This window comes from Bacillus sp. AFS088145 (assembly GCF_002564465.1).
In the GTDB taxonomy this organism is placed as follows: Bacteria; Bacillota; Bacilli; order Bacillales; family Bacillaceae_G; genus Gottfriedia.
Genome location: NZ_NUUX01000043.1, coordinates 1 through 18478 on the forward strand (window position 1 = coordinate 1; position 18478 = coordinate 18478).

Sequence of the window (18478 nt, forward strand, 5' to 3'; positions counted from 1 at the left end):
GTAGAACGTCGCTTGGTTTTAAGATTATTCCGCAGTAGCTCAGTGGTAGAGCACTCGGCTGTTAACCGAGTGGTCGTAGGTTCGAACCCTACCTGCGGAGCCATTTTTAACTTAATGCTTCCATAGCTCAGCAGGCAGAGTACTTCCATGGTAAGGAAGAGGTCACCGGTTCGAGCCCGGTTGGAAGCTTAGGAAAAGTTGTACTGGCCCGTTGGTCAAGCGGTTAAGACACCGCCCTTTCACGGCGGTAACACGGGTTCGAGTCCCGTACGGGTCACCATTTATATTACGGAGGATTAGCTCAGCTGGGAGAGCACCTGCCTTACAAGCAGGGGGTCGGCGGTTCGAGCCCGTCATCCTCCACCATCTAATTTAATAAATACCGGAGGGGTAGCGAAGTGGCTAAACGCGGCGGACTGTAAATCCGCTCCCTGTGGGTTCGGCGGTTCGAATCCGTCCCCCTCCACCATTTATTGTTGGGCTATAGCCAAGCGGTAAGGCAACGGATTTTGATTCCGTCATGCCCTGGTTCGAATCCAGGTAGCCCAGCCATTTTTTTATTTTATCGTAATTTATTGCGAGCCATTAGCTCAGTAGGTAGAGCATCTGACTTTTAATCAGAGGGTCGAAGGTTCGAATCCTTCATGGCTCACTCTTTTTTTTTATGTGCGGAAGTAGTTCAGTGGTAGAATACAACCTTGCCAAGGTTGGGGTCGCGGGTTCGAGCCCCGTCTTCCGCTCCATTCGCATATATTTTAATAGTGGGGCCTTAGCTCAGCTGGGAGAGCGCCTGCCTTGCACGCAGGAGGTCAGCGGTTCGATCCCGCTAGGCTCCACCAATATACATAAAGTTAAACCTTAGTCATTTGACTAAGGTTTTTTGTTATATATAATCATATGATATAGTAATTTAAAAGCTAAAAATGCATATGTATACAAAAAAATGTCGAGTTGACCCATGTGTTTCAAAAGATTTAAACTATTAATATAATTAATAACTTTAACAGTCAAAAAATTATATTTTTTCAAAAACAAGTAAGCGTTTTCTTTTATGAATTCAGTCGATGGGGGAAATAAAAATGTTAAAAGATATTTCAATTATTGGAGTACCATTAGATTTAGGACAAACTAGACGTGGAGTAGATATGGGGCCAAGTGCAATTAGATATGCACAATTACACGAACGTATTGAAAGAATGTCTTATCAAGTAGAAGACTTAGGCGATATTTTAGTAGAACGTACACCAGTTAAAGAAGATAATTCAGAACATAATTTAAAGAACTTAAAATCTGTTAAAGAAACATGTGAAAAGCTTGCTGCTGAAGTAGATGAAGTTATTAAAAGAAACAGAATGCCACTAGTACTTGGTGGTGATCATAGTATTGCGATTGGTACATTAGCAGGTGTATCAAAACATTATAATAACCTAGGATTAATTTGGTTTGATGCACATGGAGATTTAAATACTGCTGAAACATCTCCTTCTGGTAATATTCATGGTATGTCATTAGCTGTTTCTTTAGGTCATGGCCACGATTTACTAACGAAAATTGGTGGATACTTCCCTAAAGTAAAACCAGAGAACGTGATCATTATTGGCGCACGTGATCTTGATGAAGGCGAAAGAGCAATTATTAAAGAATTAGGAATTAAAGTTTATACAATGCATGAAATTGATAAATTAGGAATGACAAAAGTAATGGAAGAAAGCATTGACCACTTAAAAGGGTGTGATGGTGTACACTTATCATTAGATCTTGATGGTCTAGATCCAATTCACGTTCCTGGAGTTGGTACACCAGTTCCTGGAGGTATCACTTATAGAGAAGGTCACTTAGCAATGGAAATGTTATCTGATGCTGATATTATTACTTCAATTGAATTCGTAGAAGTTAATCCAATTTTAGACGAAAGAAATAGAACAGCAATCGTAGCAGTTGCATTAATAGGCTCATTATTAGGTGAGAAGTTACTATAATTATTTCAAATACAAAAAGCTAGCATTCGCTAGCTTTTTTGTTTTTATCAAAAAACGTTGGGGACCTCCTTCAAAAAGAATGATTTGTTGGTTATTCTTCTACGAATTTAGAGAACCAATATATATAACTCTGTAACTTTGTTTAATATAACTAAAATAGTCGTTAAAGTATTGTTAATATAATTAATAACTCACAAATTTTGTGTATTGCAAAAATATGGTATAATACTCAAGATACAGTTTTATTCTATAGAATTTGGAGGGTAAAAGATGCCTTCTTTACATATAAATTTGTTACAGTATTTACAGAATGGATTAGATATCCTAATCGTTTGGTTTGTTATTTATAGATTAATTATCATTATTCAAGGGACAAAAGCTGTCCAACTCTTAAAGGGTGTTACAATCATTATTGTCGTAAAAGTATTAAGCAGCCTATTTGGCCTGCATACTTTACAATTTTTAATGGATCAAGCATTAACATGGGGTTTCTTGGCGGTTATTATCATCTTCCAACCAGAATTAAGGAGAGCACTAGAGCAGCTTGGACGTGGCCGTTTCTTCTCTAGAACGACAGGTAGTGGGATTAATGACCGAAATGATATTGTTGAGAACATTGCAAAAGCCACTGAATATATGGCTAAGCGAAGAATAGGTGCACTTATTTCATTTGAGAGACAAACAGGTATGGGTGACTATATAGAGTCCGGTATTCGAATGAATGCTAATTTATCATCAGAATTATTGATTAATATCTTTATACCAAATACACCACTACACGACGGGGCGGTAATTATACAAGGTGAAAAGATAACAGCAGCAGCCTGTTATTTACCTTTGTCTGAGAGTGCATTTATTTCAAAGGAATTAGGAACGAGACATCGAGCTGCTGTCGGTATCAGTGAAGTTACTGACAGTATTACGATTGTAGTTTCCGAGGAAACAGGTGCAGTTTCAGTAGCAAGGAATGGTAATCTATACAGAGAATTATCAAAAGACGAGCTTATAAATTTATTAAATACCGAATTAAAATCACCAGAAGAGTCCACTACATCTAAATGGAATTGGAAGGTGAAACGTAATGGATAATTTTATGGATAACCGTTGGATATTAAGAGGAATCGCATTATTAGTAACATTATTACTTTTTATGTCTGTCAATCTAGTTCCGCAATCGAGTACATCGGGATTAGGAGACATACCGTTTGTTAATAATAAAGAATTAGTGCGAGATGTACCAGTAACACCTATTTACGATCAGCGCAATCTAATTGTAACTGGAATTCCAAAGAATGTTTCAGTGCAATTGGATGGACCTAATAGTATTGTAAAAACTGCTGAAATGAAGAAGGATTTTGAAGTATATTTGGATCTAACCTCTTATGCTTTAGGTACATATGAAGTTCCTTTAAAAATTAGAAATATTTCAGATAAAATAAAGGCAACTATTAAACCAAGAACAGTTAGAGTAACAATTAATGAAAAAATAGAAAAAGCAGTTTCGGTTAAAGTTATTTATCTAAATGAAAAAAGAATTAAACATGGATATAAGGCAGAAAATGCAATTGTTAAACCTGGTTTAGTTACAATAGTAGGATCAAGAGATGAAGTCTCACAAGTGGCATATGCAAGTGTTGGTGTGGATGTTACTGATGCGAATCAGACATTTAGTCAGGTGTTACCTGTTAGATTATACAATAAAAAAGGTGTTCAACTTCCGTTCACTACAAGTCCAAGAAAAGTTGAAGTAACTGTTCCTATTGTTTCTGAAAGTGCTAGCTTCCCGATTAAGTTAGTGCAAACAGGAACACTTAAGGAAGGTTTAAAACTAAGTAGTCTTGCTAGTAAAGTTGGTGCAGTAAGAATTTATGCGTCTAAAGATTGGTTGGACAAGTTTAACGGACCTATAGAAGTGCCAGTTGACATATCTTCATTTGATCAAAGTGGTTCATATGAAGTTAATGTACCTACTCCAAATGGAGCATTTAGAGTTGACTCAAGCACGATTAATGTAGACGTTAATTTTGATGAAGAAACAGAAAAGAAATTTAGTAATATCCCTATTCATTTAGTGGGTGAAAATAATCAATTTGAATATAAGTTTACTAAGCCTCCTTTAGGAAAAGTGGTAGTTACTGCCAAGGGATTTAAGGAAGACTTGGATGCGATTAATCCAAGCGATTTAAATATTACAGCAAAAGTAAATGGACTAGATCCAGGAACTAGAGATGTAGCGCTTACTATTACCGGCCCAAAAGGAGTTATATATAGTTTAGAGTTTGATACAATAACGATTGAAATTACTGATAAAAAATCTGCTCAAACTGATGAAAATGAGAATGAGAATTCAGGCGATGTAGGACAGTCATCGAATTAGAAGGAGAGTTAAAATGGGTAAATATTTTGGTACTGATGGTGTACGAGGAGTTGCAAATAAAGAGTTAACTCCTGAATTAGCATATAAAATTGGACGCTGTGGCGGTTATGTATTAACTAAAAACAATGTCAAACCTAAAATTATTGTTGGGCGTGACACACGTGTATCAGGACATATGCTTGAAGGAGCACTAGTTGCAGGTTTATTATCAATTGGTGCTGAAGTTATGAGATTAGGAGTTATTTCTACTCCAGGTGTTGCCTATTTAACAAAAGCACTTGGAGCACAAGCAGGTGTTATGATTTCAGCTTCACACAATCCTGTTGCAGATAATGGAATTAAGTTTTTTGGTCCAGACGGTTTTAAATTATTGGATGAGCAAGAAGATGAAATTGAAGAACTAATGGATGCAGAAGTTGATCGTCTACCAAGACCAACTGGAAATGATTTATGCCAAGTTAGTGATTATTTTGAGGGTGGTCAAAAATATCTACAATTCCTTAAAAACACAATTGATGAAGATTTCTCAGGCCTATTAGTTGCTCTAGATTGTGCACACGGTGCCACTTCTTCATTAGCGCCATATTTATTCGCAGATTTAGAAGCAGATATTGTTACAATGGGAACGAATCCTAATGGATTTAATATAAACGATGGTGTAGGTTCTACACATCCTGAAGCTTTAGCAGTACTTGTAAAGGAAAAAGGTGCTGACATCGGTTTATCATTCGATGGAGATGGAGATCGTCTAATTGCAATCGATGAAAACGGTGAAATCGTTGATGGTGACCAAATAATGTATATTTGTGCAAAATATTTAAATGACAAAGGTCGTCTAAAACAAAACACAATCGTTTCAACTGTTATGAGTAACTTAGGATTCTACAAAGCAGTAGAAATGAATGGGATGAAAAGTGCGGTTACAGGTGTTGGAGACCGTTATGTAATGGAAGAGATGAGAAAGAATGGTTTCAATCTTGGCGGTGAGCAATCTGGACACATCATCTTTTTAGATCATATTACGACTGGTGATGGTATGTTAAGTGCGATTCAGCTCGTAAGTATAGTAAAAGAAACAGGTAAAACTTTATCACAATTAGCTGGAGAAATGAAAAAGTATCCACAATTATTAATTAATGTGCGTGTTACAGATAAAAATGAAGCACTTAATAACGAACGTATTAAAGCAATCATTTCAGAGGTAGAAGAAGAAATGAACGGCAATGGTCGTATTTTAGTTCGTCCTTCTGGTACTGAGCCACTTATTCGTGTTATGGCTGAGGCTCCTTCTGAGGCAGAATGTAAACAATATGTAGAACGTATTGTTGCTGTTGTAAAAGAAGAAGTTGGAGAATAATATAAATTAAAAAAATATGCATTGATGAGCACTTTTGTGTAAGTCTATGCATATTTTTGTTATATACAGCTATTCTATAACTTTTTTCAACATATTTTTGTTGACCATTTTAAATACAGTATAGTATAGTTGTTTTATTGTTTTCCTAACAGGGAAGGAGTATAGAAATAATAAAGTATTAAAAAGCGCCAGAACTACACTAGACGTGAATGTGTAGTTGACGAGGTGGAGTTTTATCGAAGTTTCGGCGGATGACTCCCGGTTGCTGTATCACAACCGAAATTATTTATGTAAAACATATGGGTGACTGTGTGCACAAACGTAAATAATCTGATACACCGTTTAAAACAAAAAAATGAACTCGCTAATGAGCGGAATATGAAAGGTAGGTGGATATTGCTTGTAAGTCCTCTACCATTATTAAACATGACGAGGGAATAGAAAATTAAATAGTTAAACGGTTAGGAAAACAGCGTTCCATTCCTATACATTTTGTATGTCTTGTTTTAGGACTTACTAAGCAATAGTAACTATGTGTGGAATCGTTGGATATATTGGAAATGATAATGCGAAAGAAATTTTATTAAAAGGTTTAGAGAAATTAGAGTATCGTGGTTACGATTCTGCTGGGATTTCTCTTTTAACTGACAATGGTGTAGAAGTTTATAAAGAAAAAGGTAGAATTGCAGTATTACGTAAATCAATCCCTACAAAGACAGACGGAAACGTTGGAATTGGTCATACAAGATGGGCAACACATGGTGCTCCAAGTAAACGTAATGCGCATCCTCACCAAAGCTCTACTGAACGTTTTACACTTGTTCATAATGGCGTTATCGAGAACGATGTACAATTAAAAAACGATTATTTAAATGATATTGAATTTACAAGTGATACAGATACTGAAGTAATTGTTCAGTTAGTTGAACTGCATATTAAAAAAGGTCTATCTGTGCTTGATGCTTTTAGAGAAACACTTAAGCTTCTTAAAGGTTCATATGCAATTGCATTATTAGATAAACAAAACGATGATGTAATTTATGTAGCAAAAAACAAAAGCCCATTACTAGTTGGTGTTGGTGAAGAGTTTAATGTTATTGCATCTGATGCGATGGCAATGCTACAAATTACTGATCAATTTATTGAATTAATGGATAAAGAGGTTATTTTAGTTACTAAAGATCGTGTTCAATTAATGGATCTTAACGGAAATGTTAAAGAACGTTCTCCATATACTGCAGAAATTGATGCTAGCGATATCGAAAAAGGAACTTATCCTCATTTCATGTTAAAAGAGACAGATGAGCAACCTTTAGTAATCCGTAATATTATCCAAAAGTACCAAGATGCAAATGGCGAGCTTGTAATCGACTCAGAAATTAAAGCGGCTTTAGCAGAAGCTGACAGATTATATATTGTTGCTTGTGGAACTAGTTATCATGCTGGTCTTGTTGGAAAACAATTTATTGAAAAAATGGCGGGAGTACCTGTAGAAGTACATGTTGCAAGTGAATTCTCTTACAATATGCCACTGCTTTCAGAAAAACCATTATTCATTTATATTTCACAAAGCGGTGAAACTGCTGATAGCAGAGCATGTCTAGTACAAACAAATAAATTAGGTCATAAAGCAATTACACTTACAAACGTTCCAGGATCAACATTATCACGTGAGGCTGATTTCACTCTTCCTTTACATGCAGGTCCTGAAATCGCTGTTGCATCAACGAAAGCTTACACTGCACAATTAGCAGTACTTGCAATTGTTGCAAATGCTCTTGCAAAAGAAAAAGGAAAAACAGTTAACTTTAACCTAGTTAAAGAACTTGGAATTGTAGCAAATGCAATGGAATCAATTACAAACCAAAAAGAAGAGTTTGAAAAAATTGCTACAGAATATTTAGCTACAACTCGTAATGCATTCTTCATCGGTCGTAACGTAGATTACTTCGTTTGCTTAGAAGGTGCATTAAAACTAAAAGAAATTTCTTACATCCAAGCAGAAGGATTTGCTGGTGGAGAGTTAAAACACGGTACAATTGCTTTAATCGAAGAAGGGACTCCAATCTTCGCATTAGCAACACAAGAATCAGTAAACTTAAACATTCGTGGAAATGTAAAAGAGGTTGTTGCTCGTGGTGCTAACCCTTGTATCATTTCTATGGAAGGATTAAATATGGAAGGCGATCGCTTCATTTTACCAAAAGTACAAGAAGAATTATCTCCAATCCTTTCAGTTGTACCATTACAATTAATTTCTTACTATGCTGCTTTACATCGTGGTTGTGATGTTGATAAACCACGTAATCTTGCAAAATCAGTTACTGTTGAATAATCAAATTAGTAATCTTAAAGTTTATTAAAAAACAGATTTGAAAATAAAAACTGAGCAGGGAGTGTAAAATGATGACCAAATTTAACGATGAAAATATCATCCCTACAAAAGACGATTTTCACGTTAGTGAAGTTGATGAGCGTGTTGTAATAAGAAAACCAATTAAATAACTTTAAATTTAAGATACAGGGGACTAGTGGTTATGACCATTAGTCCTTTTTTATTTTGAACATGATAACACATACAAGCTAAACTTCTGAAGTTTTATAAAAGCAAAAATTTAACAAAACTAAGAATAAACTTAGATTAATCAATCCATCTTAAGAATATGGGATAATGCAAAATTTAATACTAGCTGGAGTGAAAAATGATGATAAAAATTTACGATGAAAACTTCATTCCAACAAAAGATGACTTTCATGTTAGTGAAGTTGATGAGCGTGTTGTAATAAGAAAACCAAATCAGGTTGAACTTTAATAAAAGAGAGGCTAAGTTGAAATCTAAATTTTCAGCAGCCTCTTTTTTGTCGCTTCCGAAATCGCACCATCTCTCAGCTAAAATCTAACTTTCAAATGAAAATCATAGTTCCATTATCGGACCAAGTGATGATATTTATAAATTAGATTTCTATACATAGTTTTACTTATTGCCAATATATATTTTGGTCTTAACTTAATGAAGTCAGAGGTTGATAAAGAATTGGTATATGGACAAAGTAGTACGATTATAAATGGAGAAAAATTAGCCAAAAGTAATATACAGCCGTTATTAGAGTATTTTGTAAGAGGACCAGATATTCAAATGAGTGTTGGTAAACCGAATGCATAAGAAGTGCTTAATTTTAAACCGATACAAGAACAAGTATCAGGCGGTGTTTTGAAATCATATTTTGATTTTAGTAGAACAGAATCGCCGTACATAGACCCAGTTTGTCTTTTTGACGCATATAGGAGAGAAACAGAAGATGGTATAGATATCGTCATGCCTATAATTGAATCAAATAAAAAAGATTTATTAGTAGATCGGATAGCATTATTTGATAAGAGTAAAATGATTATGGAGCTCAGTCTAAGTGAATCAGAAACCTATCGACTTATAACGACTGGAATCTACGATGAAAGCTTAAAGGTCAAAAACAAGAAAGTTATATGTAATGAGTTTAGAAAAAGGTAAGGTAAATTACAAATTAAAACATCAAAATAAAAATATAGTCGCCAATTATACGATTAAGATGAGAGCGGTTATAGAAGAAAAGATTGATGGCTTGGGTCCAATCAAAGAAAGTGACATATCTGAACTAAATAAGCAATTGGAAGATAAGATTAATGCGGAAGACTAATGCTTTACTTAGTAAAATAAAAGAAAAAGACATTGATCCAATCGGTTTTGGTTTAAGATACTTATCTAGGAATAGCGAAAATAGAAATTTATCATTATGGAACAAAAAGTACACTAACCTAGCCTTTAAAATTAAGTCTGAAGTGAAAATTAAAGGGACCGAATTAATTAATTGAGTCTTTTAATAAAATTTACGAAAAAAGAAAATGAGATAGGTAAGCAGATGGAAATCTGTTATCTATCTTTTTTTATGAACAAAACTAATTTTTCGTTTTCACCATAATTTCACCATACTCTATTAGAATTCAATTTATTAAGAAATGAGAGGAGGGAAATAACATGAATAAAAGAGTAAGGAGAATATTTACATGGGTCTCTATAACAGCAGTTTTTGTTTTAGGGGTACATTTTTTTCTTAGATTACTAGGTGGTTTTCATGAAAGACGTTTTGCTGATCAACATTCAATGTTCATGGATAGAGGCGGTCGAAACGAATTTAGGTCACATCAGATGATGCATGGTCCACACCATTTTCATGATTTTTCTTGGATTGGTTTAGTATTATTCCTTTTAATCGCATTTACGGTAGTGACTTTTATCTTTAAAAAGTTAGTTAAAAAGGGACAAGCTAGCCAGGTTAATCAAATTTCATTTGATACAACTAGTTTTAACACACCTATAAACAGAACAAACGCAGATTTATTGGATAAATGGGAAAAAAATCTATTATCAAAAAAGGAGAATAAATAAAATGGGCATTTTTAAAAGAATGAAATCAATATCGTTGGCTAAAGTGAATGGAGCATTGGATGGTTTAGAAGATCCAATCTCAATGCTGAATCAATATATTAGAGAAATGGAAGAAGATCTTTCGAAAGGTCAGGAAGCACTTTCTCGTCAAATCTATCTAGAGAATAAGCAAAAAGCATTGATTTTGGAGACGGAAGGGCTGGTAAACAAAAGAAGTGGACAAGCTAAGCTAGCAGTTGAAAATGGAGAAGATTCCATTGCAAAACTGGCATTACAGGAAAAACTTGTTCATGAAAAACAGCTAAGCCTATATACAGAGCAACTAAATACAATTCAAAATCAAACTCAGTCACTTTATGAAAAATTAGATGAACTGAAAGGTAAATATGATGAATATCTGCATAAGAGACTATTACTAGTTTCTAGAGCAAATATTGCAAGATCAATTAAACAAATTCAACAAACATCTGTTTCATTTAATTCAGAAACAATCGCAAATGGAATTTCGCGTGCAGAAGATCGAATACTTATGATGGAGGCAGAAGTACAAGCTCAAAATAAATTTGCATATCATAATAACCTATCTAATGGATATAAAGATAACGTAATGAGTGAAGAGATAGAAGAAGAGCTACAAAAGCTAAAACAGCATGCTGTGGAAACTGCGTAAGGACATGATCTAAAAGAAATATCGGGGAGCACCGTATTAATTAACGGGTGCTTCCTTTTATTTTATAATTGATTTGAAAATGGAAAAGATGAAGAAGACAACTGAAAAATATAGAGATACTTATATAAAACGAGGGAGTATTTTTGATGATGAATATACTAGTAGCTGAAGATGATTTGAAACTGGGTGAGCTAATCAGTTATATGTTAAAGAAAAAAGCAGGTTATAAAGTGGAATGGGTTACAGAGGGAGAAGAAGCTTACTATTACGCTACTAACACCCATTATGATGTATTAATATTAGATTGGATGATGCCAGGTGGAACAGGAATAGAAGTGTGTCGTAGGTTACGCAAAGAAGGATATTCAGGAGCGATTCTCATCCTTACAGCTAAAGACGCCCTAGAGGACCGCATTGTAGGACTGGACTCAGGAGCTGATGATTATTTAGTTAAACCTTTTGAAATTGATGAGCTACTAGCTCGATTAAGAGCTCTTTCTAGGCGAAATTATGCTCCTATATTAGAGGAAGAAATTTTTATTAGTGATATGATTCTAAACCGTACAAGCCAATCAATTAGAGGGGGAGACACTGAAATACAATTAAGCCCTCGCGAATTTCAATTAGTTGATTTTTTAATACAAAATAAAGGGCAAGTATTACCTCGTGAAATTATTTTGGAGCGTGTATGGGGCTTTGATTCAGATGTTGCAATGAAAACGATTGATGCCACTGTTAAACTTCTTCGAAAGAAACTAGATTTGCTTGGTAAACAAGATTTGCTACAAAGCATTAGAGGGGTAGGATATAAATTTGATAACTAATCTTATTTCTTCTCTACGTGATTTTCGAAATCGCGGAGGAAGAGATGTTTTTAAGCGTACGCAAAATCGCCTAACAGTACTATATAGCGGACTTGTCATGCTTTTTTTAATTATATTCATCATCATAGTCTTTGCAGTGTTATATGTAGTCATTATGAATGATCAAAGACGTACAGTGGAATCATTGGCAAGTCAAGAAGCAAAGATTGTCGAAAACTATATGATTCAAAATCAACAAGGAAACCTCCAGGACGATAACCAAGAAGTAGTTTTAGCAGGTGTCGATCAATTTTTTTATTATGTAGTTAATCCAAATAGCGAATTAATAATGGGACAAGAGGATATCCCACAAATAAGGTCAAGGCTTTTTGGGCAAATAAAAGGTTGGATGCCTAAAGAAAATGAAACCCGTAAGGTAAAAATTAAAATAGAACATGAAGAGTTTGAAAAGGACATGAGAAAATTCCATGATCATGAAATACACGTTCCTTCAAATCGTAATGAGATTAGTTTGATGGTATCAGGTAAACCACTTTTTTATAAAGGAAATTTAATCGGTACAATCTATGTTGGAAAAGATATTTCGGATGTGTACCATTTATTCAAATTTGTTGTCATCATATTGGTTGGCTTAACAATTGTATTTTCTGGAGTTGCACTATATATCAGTTTTTTTATGTCAAAAAAAGCGATGATCCCGATCTTTAAATCATTTAACCGACAGCGCCAATTTGTTGCAGATGCTTCTCATGAATTAAGAACACCATTAAGCGTTTTGTTATCGTCGATTGATGCAATGGAAATGACGATCGATACAGAGAAAGATGATTTTTCTCGAAAGCTTTTATTTAATATGAAAGACGAAGTAAAAAGGATGACAAACTTAGTCAGCGGATTATTAACTTTAGCTCGTTCAGACTCGGATCAAGTTGAAATTAAATTAGAGAAGTTTGAATTTCGCTCCATTGCAGAAAAGGCGATTTTATCACTACAACCGTTAGCAGCATCAAAACAAATCAATTTAAACCTAACTGCTCCAGAGAATGTAATCGCCCTAGGAGACCCTGAAAAGTTATCACAGCTCTTATATATATTAATAGATAATGGGATTAAGTATACACCTGTTGGAGGAGAGGTTCAGTTAGTGCTTTCGGATAAAGAAAATGAACTAAGTATCCAAGTAACAGATACTGGTATTGGCATTAAATCGGAAGATCATGCCCGAATATTTGACCGTTTTTACCGATCTGATAAATCAAGATCTAGACAAATTGGGAGCCATGGTTTAGGCTTGGCGATTGCAAAATGGATCGTGGAAATTCATAATGGAACTATTCAAGTAAATAGTGAAGTTGGAAAAGGAAGTACGTTTACTATTCGGATTCCAATTTCTAATATGAATAGTAAAAAGGCATATGCACAAAGAGTAGAATAACCGATACAAAGAAGTAAAAAATATAAAAGGTTAAATTTGAATGGAGTCATTTCCTATTGTTGTTACGAACAATTGCTGAAATTGGAAATCCATTTTTCCTAAAAGGAAGGAATGTTGACGTTGAAAATTGCTTTCATTGCACACGATCAAAAGAAAAAAGAATTAGTAAATTTTGCGATGGCATATGAATCTATTTTATCTAAACATGAATTATATTCAACAGGAACAACTGGAACAAAAATAATGGAAAATACAAATTTAAAAATACATCGATTTAATTCTGGACCGCTTGGGGGAGACCAGGAAATCGGTGCCTTAATAGCTAAGAATTTGATGGATATTGTTATCTTCTTTCGCGATCCACTTACAGCACAACCGCATGAACCAGATATTTTGGCTTTAATTCGTTTATGTGATGTTTACTCAATTCCTTTAGCAACGAACATGGGTACAGCAGAAATTTTAATTCATGGTCTAGAGCGAGGTGACTTAAAGTGGAGAAACATCGTACATGATAAACAAATTCGAGAAAGATAAGCAAAAAATCCTAAAAAAGATGTAGTAATCGAATAATTAACTTTGATGAAGGAAATAGTAATGCTAGTTCAGTTGAAAAGGAGGTTTACGATGGATAATCAAGGAATTGGACATACACATGATACAGGTGAAACAGTAAAAATTTCAGGTTATTATACTGATAAAGACGGGGAGCATATTGAATTACAAGCAGGACAAAAGTTCCCTAATTGCCCTTCATCAGGAAAGCCAACTAAATGGAGACATGGACGTTAAGAATATGAGACAAAAAAAGATTGTACATAGTACAATCTTTTTTTAGTGAACTGATACGCTATACATAAGACCAAGATACATCGTAATGACAAAGCAAAGACTAAATGCAATTGGTAGTATTATTTTTGTCTTTTTCATAAAGCTGATGACTAATAACATTAGAAAGATGATCGACATACTCATTAACATCGTACCTTCTACCGTAAAAGTAAAAGCTATTCTAATAGGCAAGGTAATATCAATTCCCATAATCCATTCAATCCATTTAGACGGACCCTCATTTTGCAAAGTTAAATTAATATTATGCGGAGGAGATTTAGTACCCATTATAGCTGTAAAAAAGAACACAATTATGATGGTAATATACTCTGCTTTTAACCAACTACGAATAGTACTCGAAGGGCCTTCAGCGGATTTTCTCATTAGTACACCATTGAAAAAAGCAAAAAACAATACTGGAATGATGCTAATGTGCTTCAAGACTAACATCTGTCCATAAGGAAGTAACCAAGCATTCGTATAGTCTTTTAGTTTAACGACTTCTAGCATCAATACTACACCGCTAATGAAAATAATAAAGACACATATGATGGCTAAAGGTGTAAACCATTTCAAGAATTTACCATAGTTACTAATGTCCTTAGCTAGCCACGTGACATTAAATAGAATTCCACTCCAAATAGAAACCATTAGGAAATGACTACTTTGAAAGATAAAACCCGTCCAAAAGTTCATAGAGGTTATATGACCAGCATAACCGATACTTAAAATCATCATAAATAACCAAAAGAAATTAAAAAACTTTTTACCATCGCTATAAATATTAATGACAAGCATAATGGCAAACATACTCGAGTAAATCCACGCATTTCCTATAGCTGTTTTTATGAAAACAGAATAAATGGCTATTTTAAGATGAACATCATCTAGGAAAAAAGTAATAATTCGTAGAGCAGGAAATAGTGAAAAGAATAAAATGCCGACAATAACCAAATAAACAGTACCTTTCGAAATACTGATAGTTGGTTTATTATCTGATGGTACAAAATCTAATACAAACTTTCCTGCTAATATCGAATAAAGGATATATGTTATGAACTCCGTGATTGGAACGATATAACTCATTTTCTATTCCAAAGAACAACTCCACCAACCATTAACGCGATTCCAAATAGCCCGATTGCAATTAATGGAATAAGATATTTAGATCTTTCTTTTTTAGGAGTAGCCTCTTTTTGTTTTTCTTTAGCGAGCGTTTGATCCTTAACTGCTTTGTCAGTTGTTTTATTTTCAGTTGTCGTTTTAGTTTCAGCTTGCTTTAATTGCACTTTGAAAGGAATTTGACCTGTTATTGGATGACCATCTTCACTTACTACTTTCCACTCAATCTTATAATCGCCATTTTCTAATCCATTTGGTAGATCAGCAATTAATTTATTACCGTTAACTTGCACATTTGTAACGGCTGTAGCAGTACCAGCTTTATATAATTTAATTGTACCTAATTGCTCAAGAGCCTCTTCAAATTCAAGCGTAATTTGTTTAGTTGGTTCTGTGATAATTTGCCCATTTGATGGATTAGAAGAAACAAGCTTAGTATGCGCACTCGCCATAGTTGGGAATAAAAATAGCAGTAAAATAATGATTGATAAACCTTTTTTCATATAAATCTCCTTCTTATGTAAAAATTTGTGTTTAATTTAATATAATGTAAAAACTTGTAATTATAAAATATTATTATTTTAGTTAAATGAACCACTCTATTCAATTAGACATTTTAGTTCAAAAATGTGATGTATTTGTGAAGAATATGTAACTAGTCAGTTTATATTTTTAATCTTAAGAAAGTAGTGTTTGGTTTTAATTTAAGAAATTAATATATTAAAAACAATTCTTAATACTCTATTTACAGAACCTCCAAAGTAAATTAATAAAATTTCATTAAAATTAAGAGGTGAAATATAATGAGATTTTAATTTTTTAGGGGGTTTTTTTTATGTTCAGAAACAAACTTAAGAAAAAGTTAATTCCAGTGGCAGTGCTTTCAACAATGGCATTTGGTTCGTTTATTGGCTCTTTTGCTAATCATACCGTACAAGCTAAGGGAACAAACAAGAATGAAATTAGAAATGTAATCTTTTTAATTGGCGATGGAATGGGTGTTTCATACACGACTGCTTATCGTTATTTAAAAGATAATCCAAAAACAAATGTAGTAGAACAAACAGAATTTGATCATTATTTAGTAGGGCAACAAATGACATATCCTGAGGATCCAATGCAAAATATTACTGACTCTGCTGCAGCGGCAACAGCTATGTCAGCGGGGATTAAAACTTATAACGCAGCAATTGGTGTAGATAATGATGGGTCAAGAGTAAAAACAGTACTAGAGGCTGCAAAGGAAAAAGGAAAAGCAACAGGGCTTGTAGCAACTTCAGAAATTACACATGCTACACCAGCGTCTTATGGAGCTCATGATGTAAGTCGTAAAAATATGAATGCAATTGCGGATGATTATTATGATGAACTAATTAAAGGTGGACATAAAATAGATGTCATGCTTGGTGGCGGATTAAGTAATTTTGTACGAGAAGATCGTGATTTAACTAAGCAATTTAAAAAAGATGGATACTCTTATGTAACGAATAAAAACCAAATGTTGAATGATAAAAACAATAAAGTATTAGGTTTATTTGCTCCTGGTGGAATGCCAAAGATGATCGATCGTGATGATTCAATGCCATCATTAAGCGAAATGACAAATACAGCAATTGATAAATTAAACAGAGATAAAGATGGATTCTTTTTAATGGTAGAAGGTAGTCAAATTGATTGGGCCGGACACGATAACGATATCGTTGCAGCAATGAGTGAAATGGAAGACTTTGAAAAAGCGTTTAAAGCTGCAATTGCATTTGCTAAAAAGGACAAGCATACATTAGTTGTTGCAACAGCAGACCACTCAACAGGTGGCTATTCTATTGGGGCAAAAGGTGATTACAATTGGTACGGTGCACCGATTGCTGCAGCTAAACGCACTCCTGATTTCATGGCTGAACAAATTAGTAAAGGCGCAGATGTAGAAAAAACATTAAAATCGAATATTAACTTAGAATTGAAGCCTGAAGAAATTCAAGCTGTTAAAAAAGTAGCTGAGTCAAAAAATATGTTAGAGATTGATAATTCAATCGAAGCAATTTTTGATAACCGTTCAGTAACTGGTTGGACTACTGGTGGTCATACAGGTGAAGACGTAAATGTTTATGCGTATGGCCCTGGCAGCCAATTATTTGCAGGGAAAATTGATAATACTGACCAAGCAAAAAACATCTTTAGAATTTTAAAGAATGGTAAATAAGTAAAAAAACAGATCCCGTTAAACGGGATTTAAGGATGAAAGGGGATTATATGAAAAAATTAATTCCATTTATTTTACTTTCTTTAATGCTTTCAGGATGTAGCTTAGTTCAGAAGGAGAAAACAACTGCTTCAGCAGAGAATATAAAAAATGTCTCTACAATCTCTAAAAGCCGGGCTAAGTCTTTAGGCGATGTATATGTGACAAATCCACAGGTTACAGATGATACTAGTTTACTTCTTAAAGGTCAAACACTGAAAGATGAGAAAGGTGAAGTTACTTTAGAGGGCATTGCTACATTAAATAAGTCTTACTCAGTTGGGCCAATCGAAATGAAAATTAAACAGATTAAGCTGATTAAAAATTTACCAACGTATTCTTTAATGGATTATTTTCATTATTATACAGAAAGCTATGAAGGCTTTCGATTCGTAAAGGTTGAGGTAGAAATCATTAATCACTCGAATAAACAATTACACTTTGGTCCAGTTGCCCATTTGATGACAAGTAATAATGAAGTAAAGGAATTTAAAGATGACTTTTATATTGAATATTTAGGTGGGGAAATGAATCCTAATAGTTCAAAACAAGGCGCAATGGGATTTATAGTCGATCATACTAATCCTAGCTTGAAATGGATTGAGCTGACAACTAGTGATGTATTAGATGATCAACATAAAGTAATTGCGAAAGCACAAAAAATAAAAGTGAATTTTAATTAGATTGCAGAAAAAAACTCCTTTCATAAAAGAAAAAGGAGTTTTTTATTTATAGAGTTACTTCATCTTCAACTGGTGGCAGAAGTACTTCACTTTTGTCAGGATACATATGTTCAATGTGATTTTCTCCCCAAGAGCATAGTAAGTCTAATACTTCTTTTAAAGACCATCCGTAATCCGTTAAGGAATATTCCACTTTTGGCGGAACCTGATTAAATACTTTTCGGTGAACGATATTGTCTTCCTGCAATTCCTTTAGCTGCTGAGTTAACATTTTTTGAGTAATGTTTGGCATTAATTTTTTTAATTGAGAAGTTCTTTTTGTGCCTTTTGTCAAATGACAAAGAATCACAACCTTCCATTTACCACCGATTACATCTAATGAAGCTTCAACTGGAATATTGTATTTTTTCATTTTTCTCCTCTCCTTCATTCATTTTTATCAAAACCTACGAAACATATTTTTAATGATTCAAATATCATAACATTCTCTTTGCAAACTGTGTAGTTTCTAGTTCGGCAAAAAACTTTTTTGTAAAT

Annotated in this window: 20 protein-coding genes and 9 tRNA genes; 26 read left to right on the forward strand and 3 right to left on the reverse strand. The window is 33.9% G+C overall.

The features are described 5' to 3' along the window. Positions 1 to 28: 28 nt before the first annotated feature. The 24 genes from COI44_RS20975 (at position 29) to COI44_RS24325 (ending at position 13858) form a co-directional block, all read left to right on the forward strand. A tRNA-Asn gene (locus COI44_RS20975) sits at positions 29 to 103 on the forward strand. A gap of 13 nt (positions 104 to 116) precedes the next feature. Beyond that, a tRNA-Thr gene (locus COI44_RS20980) sits at positions 117 to 189 on the forward strand. A 16-nt stretch (positions 190 to 205) separates the two neighbouring features. Then, positions 206 to 280: transfer RNA gene (locus tag COI44_RS20985), tRNA-Glu, on the forward strand. A 10-nt stretch (positions 281 to 290) separates the two neighbouring features. Continuing rightward, positions 291 to 366, forward strand: a tRNA-Val gene (locus tag COI44_RS20990). A gap of 18 nt (positions 367 to 384) precedes the next feature. Then, a tRNA-Tyr gene (locus tag COI44_RS20995) sits at positions 385 to 469 on the forward strand. A gap of 8 nt (positions 470 to 477) precedes the next feature. After that, positions 478 to 552: transfer RNA gene (locus tag COI44_RS21000), tRNA-Gln, on the forward strand. 27 nt (positions 553 to 579) lie between these two features. Then, positions 580 to 652: transfer RNA gene (locus COI44_RS21005), tRNA-Lys, on the forward strand. Between the two features lie 16 nt (positions 653 to 668). Next, positions 669 to 743, forward strand: a tRNA-Gly gene (locus COI44_RS21010). Positions 744 to 763: 20 nt separating this feature from the next. Then, a tRNA-Ala gene (locus COI44_RS21015) sits at positions 764 to 839 on the forward strand. A 240-nt stretch (positions 840 to 1079) separates the two neighbouring features. Continuing rightward, entirely contained in the window at positions 1080 to 1979 is a 900-nt protein-coding gene (rocF, locus tag COI44_RS21020; protein WP_088014518.1) for an arginase, read from the forward strand. Between the two features lie 270 nt (positions 1980 to 2249). Beyond that, positions 2250 to 3068: a diadenylate cyclase CdaA gene (cdaA, locus tag COI44_RS21025; protein ID WP_098429655.1), complete on the forward strand. Its 819-nt coding sequence runs from the start codon at positions 2250 to 2252 to the stop codon at positions 3066 to 3068. Continuing rightward, a complete protein-coding gene (locus COI44_RS21030; RefSeq protein ID WP_098429656.1) occupies positions 3061 to 4356 on the forward strand; it encodes a CdaR family protein in 1296 nt (431 codons plus the stop codon). The genes cdaA and COI44_RS21030 overlap by 8 nt, the downstream gene beginning before the upstream one ends. Before the next feature lie 13 nt (positions 4357 to 4369). After that, the gene (gene glmM / locus COI44_RS21035; protein WP_098429657.1) at positions 4370 to 5713 is read left to right on the forward strand and encodes a phosphoglucosamine mutase; all 1344 of its coding nucleotides are present in this window, start codon (positions 4370 to 4372) and stop codon (positions 5711 to 5713) included. A 532-nt stretch (positions 5714 to 6245) separates the two neighbouring features. Further along, on the forward strand, positions 6246 to 8048 hold the full coding sequence (glmS, locus tag COI44_RS21040; RefSeq protein WP_098429658.1) for a glutamine--fructose-6-phosphate transaminase (isomerizing): 1803 nt from the start codon (positions 6246 to 6248) through the stop codon (positions 8046 to 8048). Between the two features lie 676 nt (positions 8049 to 8724). Continuing rightward, positions 8725 to 8877, forward strand: coding sequence for a Ger(x)C family spore germination protein (locus COI44_RS24320; protein ID WP_179887212.1), 153 nt, complete (start codon positions 8725 to 8727; stop codon positions 8875 to 8877). A 48-nt stretch (positions 8878 to 8925) separates the two neighbouring features. Continuing rightward, a complete protein-coding gene (locus COI44_RS21045; RefSeq protein WP_142329292.1) occupies positions 8926 to 9222 on the forward strand; it encodes a hypothetical protein in 297 nt (98 codons plus the stop codon). Then, on the forward strand, positions 9203 to 9388 hold the full coding sequence (locus COI44_RS21050; protein WP_098429660.1) for a hypothetical protein: 186 nt from the start codon (positions 9203 to 9205) through the stop codon (positions 9386 to 9388). Before COI44_RS21045 ends, COI44_RS21050 begins: the two co-directional genes overlap by 20 nt. Then, positions 9375 to 9563, forward strand: coding sequence for a Ger(x)C family spore germination C-terminal domain-containing protein (locus COI44_RS24895; protein ID WP_098429661.1), 189 nt, complete (start codon positions 9375 to 9377; stop codon positions 9561 to 9563). Before COI44_RS21050 ends, COI44_RS24895 begins: the two co-directional genes overlap by 14 nt. A gap of 163 nt (positions 9564 to 9726) precedes the next feature. After that, positions 9727 to 10137 (forward strand): hypothetical protein, encoded by a 411-nt coding sequence (locus tag COI44_RS21060; protein WP_098429662.1) that lies wholly within the window; start codon positions 9727 to 9729, stop codon positions 10135 to 10137. A gap of 1 nt (position 10138) precedes the next feature. Then, positions 10139 to 10807, forward strand: coding sequence for a PspA/IM30 family protein (locus COI44_RS21065; RefSeq protein WP_098429663.1), 669 nt, complete (start codon positions 10139 to 10141; stop codon positions 10805 to 10807). Between the two features lie 149 nt (positions 10808 to 10956). Further along, complete coding sequence (locus COI44_RS21070) at positions 10957 to 11631, forward strand: response regulator transcription factor (RefSeq protein ID WP_098429697.1); 675 nt, start codon at positions 10957 to 10959, stop codon at positions 11629 to 11631. Beyond that, positions 11621 to 13066, forward strand: a complete 1446-nt coding sequence (locus tag COI44_RS21075; protein ID WP_286164025.1) for a sensor histidine kinase — start codon at positions 11621 to 11623, stop codon at positions 13064 to 13066. The genes COI44_RS21070 and COI44_RS21075 overlap by 11 nt, the downstream gene beginning before the upstream one ends. A gap of 120 nt (positions 13067 to 13186) precedes the next feature. Then, complete coding sequence (gene mgsA / locus COI44_RS21080) at positions 13187 to 13603, forward strand: methylglyoxal synthase (protein WP_097978524.1); 417 nt, start codon at positions 13187 to 13189, stop codon at positions 13601 to 13603. Between the two features lie 90 nt (positions 13604 to 13693). Further along, positions 13694 to 13858: a hypothetical protein gene (locus COI44_RS24325; protein ID WP_176547407.1), complete on the forward strand. Its 165-nt coding sequence runs from the start codon at positions 13694 to 13696 to the stop codon at positions 13856 to 13858. Positions 13859 to 13900: 42 nt separating this feature from the next. Here COI44_RS24325 and COI44_RS21085 read toward each other — a convergent pair whose 3' ends face one another. Together COI44_RS21085 and COI44_RS21090 are read right to left on the reverse strand one after the other, a co-directional pair. After that, positions 13901 to 14983 (reverse strand): copper resistance D family protein, encoded by a 1083-nt coding sequence (locus COI44_RS21085; protein WP_098429664.1) that lies wholly within the window; start codon positions 14981 to 14983, stop codon positions 13901 to 13903. Then, entirely contained in the window at positions 14980 to 15522 is a 543-nt protein-coding gene (locus tag COI44_RS21090; protein ID WP_098429665.1) for a copper resistance CopC family protein, read from the reverse strand. Before COI44_RS21090 ends, COI44_RS21085 begins: the two co-directional genes overlap by 4 nt. 332 nt (positions 15523 to 15854) lie before the next feature. Here COI44_RS21090 and COI44_RS21095 point away from each other — a divergent pair, with 332 nt between their 5' ends. Both COI44_RS21095 and COI44_RS21100 read left to right on the forward strand, forming a co-directional pair. After that, entirely contained in the window at positions 15855 to 17219 is a 1365-nt protein-coding gene (locus tag COI44_RS21095) for an alkaline phosphatase (RefSeq protein ID WP_098429666.1), read from the forward strand. Positions 17220 to 17269: 50 nt separating this feature from the next. Then, the gene (locus tag COI44_RS21100; RefSeq protein WP_098429667.1) at positions 17270 to 17941 is read left to right on the forward strand and encodes a DUF4352 domain-containing protein; all 672 of its coding nucleotides are present in this window, start codon (positions 17270 to 17272) and stop codon (positions 17939 to 17941) included. A gap of 46 nt (positions 17942 to 17987) precedes the next feature. Here COI44_RS21100 and COI44_RS21105 read toward each other — a convergent pair whose 3' ends face one another. Then, positions 17988 to 18353, reverse strand: coding sequence for a winged helix-turn-helix transcriptional regulator (locus COI44_RS21105; RefSeq protein WP_097978515.1), 366 nt, complete (start codon positions 18351 to 18353; stop codon positions 17988 to 17990). Between the last annotated feature and the right edge of the window lie 125 nt (positions 18354 to 18478).

Bases quoted from the DNA above. Each gene is read 5' to 3' on its own strand.
- rocF (WP_088014518.1), top strand. From the start codon at position 1,080: ATGTTAAAAGATATTTCAATTATTGGAGTACCATTAGATTTAGGACAA.
- cdaA (WP_098429655.1), top strand. From the start codon at position 2,250: ATGCCTTCTTTACATATAAATTTGTTACAGTATTTACAGAATGGATTA.
- COI44_RS21030 (WP_098429656.1), top strand. From the start codon at position 3,061: ATGGATAATTTTATGGATAACCGTTGGATATTAAGAGGAATCGCATTA.
- glmM (WP_098429657.1), top strand. From the start codon at position 4,370: ATGGGTAAATATTTTGGTACTGATGGTGTACGAGGAGTTGCAAATAAA.
- glmS (WP_098429658.1), top strand. From the start codon at position 6,246: ATGTGTGGAATCGTTGGATATATTGGAAATGATAATGCGAAAGAAATT.
- COI44_RS24320 (WP_179887212.1), top strand. From the start codon at position 8,725: ATGAAGTCAGAGGTTGATAAAGAATTGGTATATGGACAAAGTAGTACG.
- COI44_RS21050 (WP_098429660.1), top strand. From the start codon at position 9,203: ATGAGTTTAGAAAAAGGTAAGGTAAATTACAAATTAAAACATCAAAAT.
- COI44_RS24895 (WP_098429661.1), top strand. From the start codon at position 9,375: ATGCGGAAGACTAATGCTTTACTTAGTAAAATAAAAGAAAAAGACATT.
- COI44_RS21060 (WP_098429662.1), top strand. From the start codon at position 9,727: ATGAATAAAAGAGTAAGGAGAATATTTACATGGGTCTCTATAACAGCA.
- COI44_RS21065 (WP_098429663.1), top strand. From the start codon at position 10,139: ATGGGCATTTTTAAAAGAATGAAATCAATATCGTTGGCTAAAGTGAAT.
- COI44_RS21070 (WP_098429697.1), top strand. From the start codon at position 10,957: ATGAATATACTAGTAGCTGAAGATGATTTGAAACTGGGTGAGCTAATC.
- COI44_RS24325 (WP_176547407.1), top strand. From the start codon at position 13,694: ATGGATAATCAAGGAATTGGACATACACATGATACAGGTGAAACAGTA.
- COI44_RS21085 (WP_098429664.1), bottom strand. From the start codon at position 14,983: ATGAGTTATATCGTTCCAATCACGGAGTTCATAACATATATCCTTTAT.
- COI44_RS21090 (WP_098429665.1), bottom strand. From the start codon at position 15,522: ATGAAAAAAGGTTTATCAATCATTATTTTACTGCTATTTTTATTCCCA.
- COI44_RS21095 (WP_098429666.1), top strand. From the start codon at position 15,855: ATGTTCAGAAACAAACTTAAGAAAAAGTTAATTCCAGTGGCAGTGCTT.
- COI44_RS21100 (WP_098429667.1), top strand. From the start codon at position 17,270: ATGAAAAAATTAATTCCATTTATTTTACTTTCTTTAATGCTTTCAGGA.
- COI44_RS21105 (WP_097978515.1), bottom strand. From the start codon at position 18,353: ATGAAAAAATACAATATTCCAGTTGAAGCTTCATTAGATGTAATCGGT.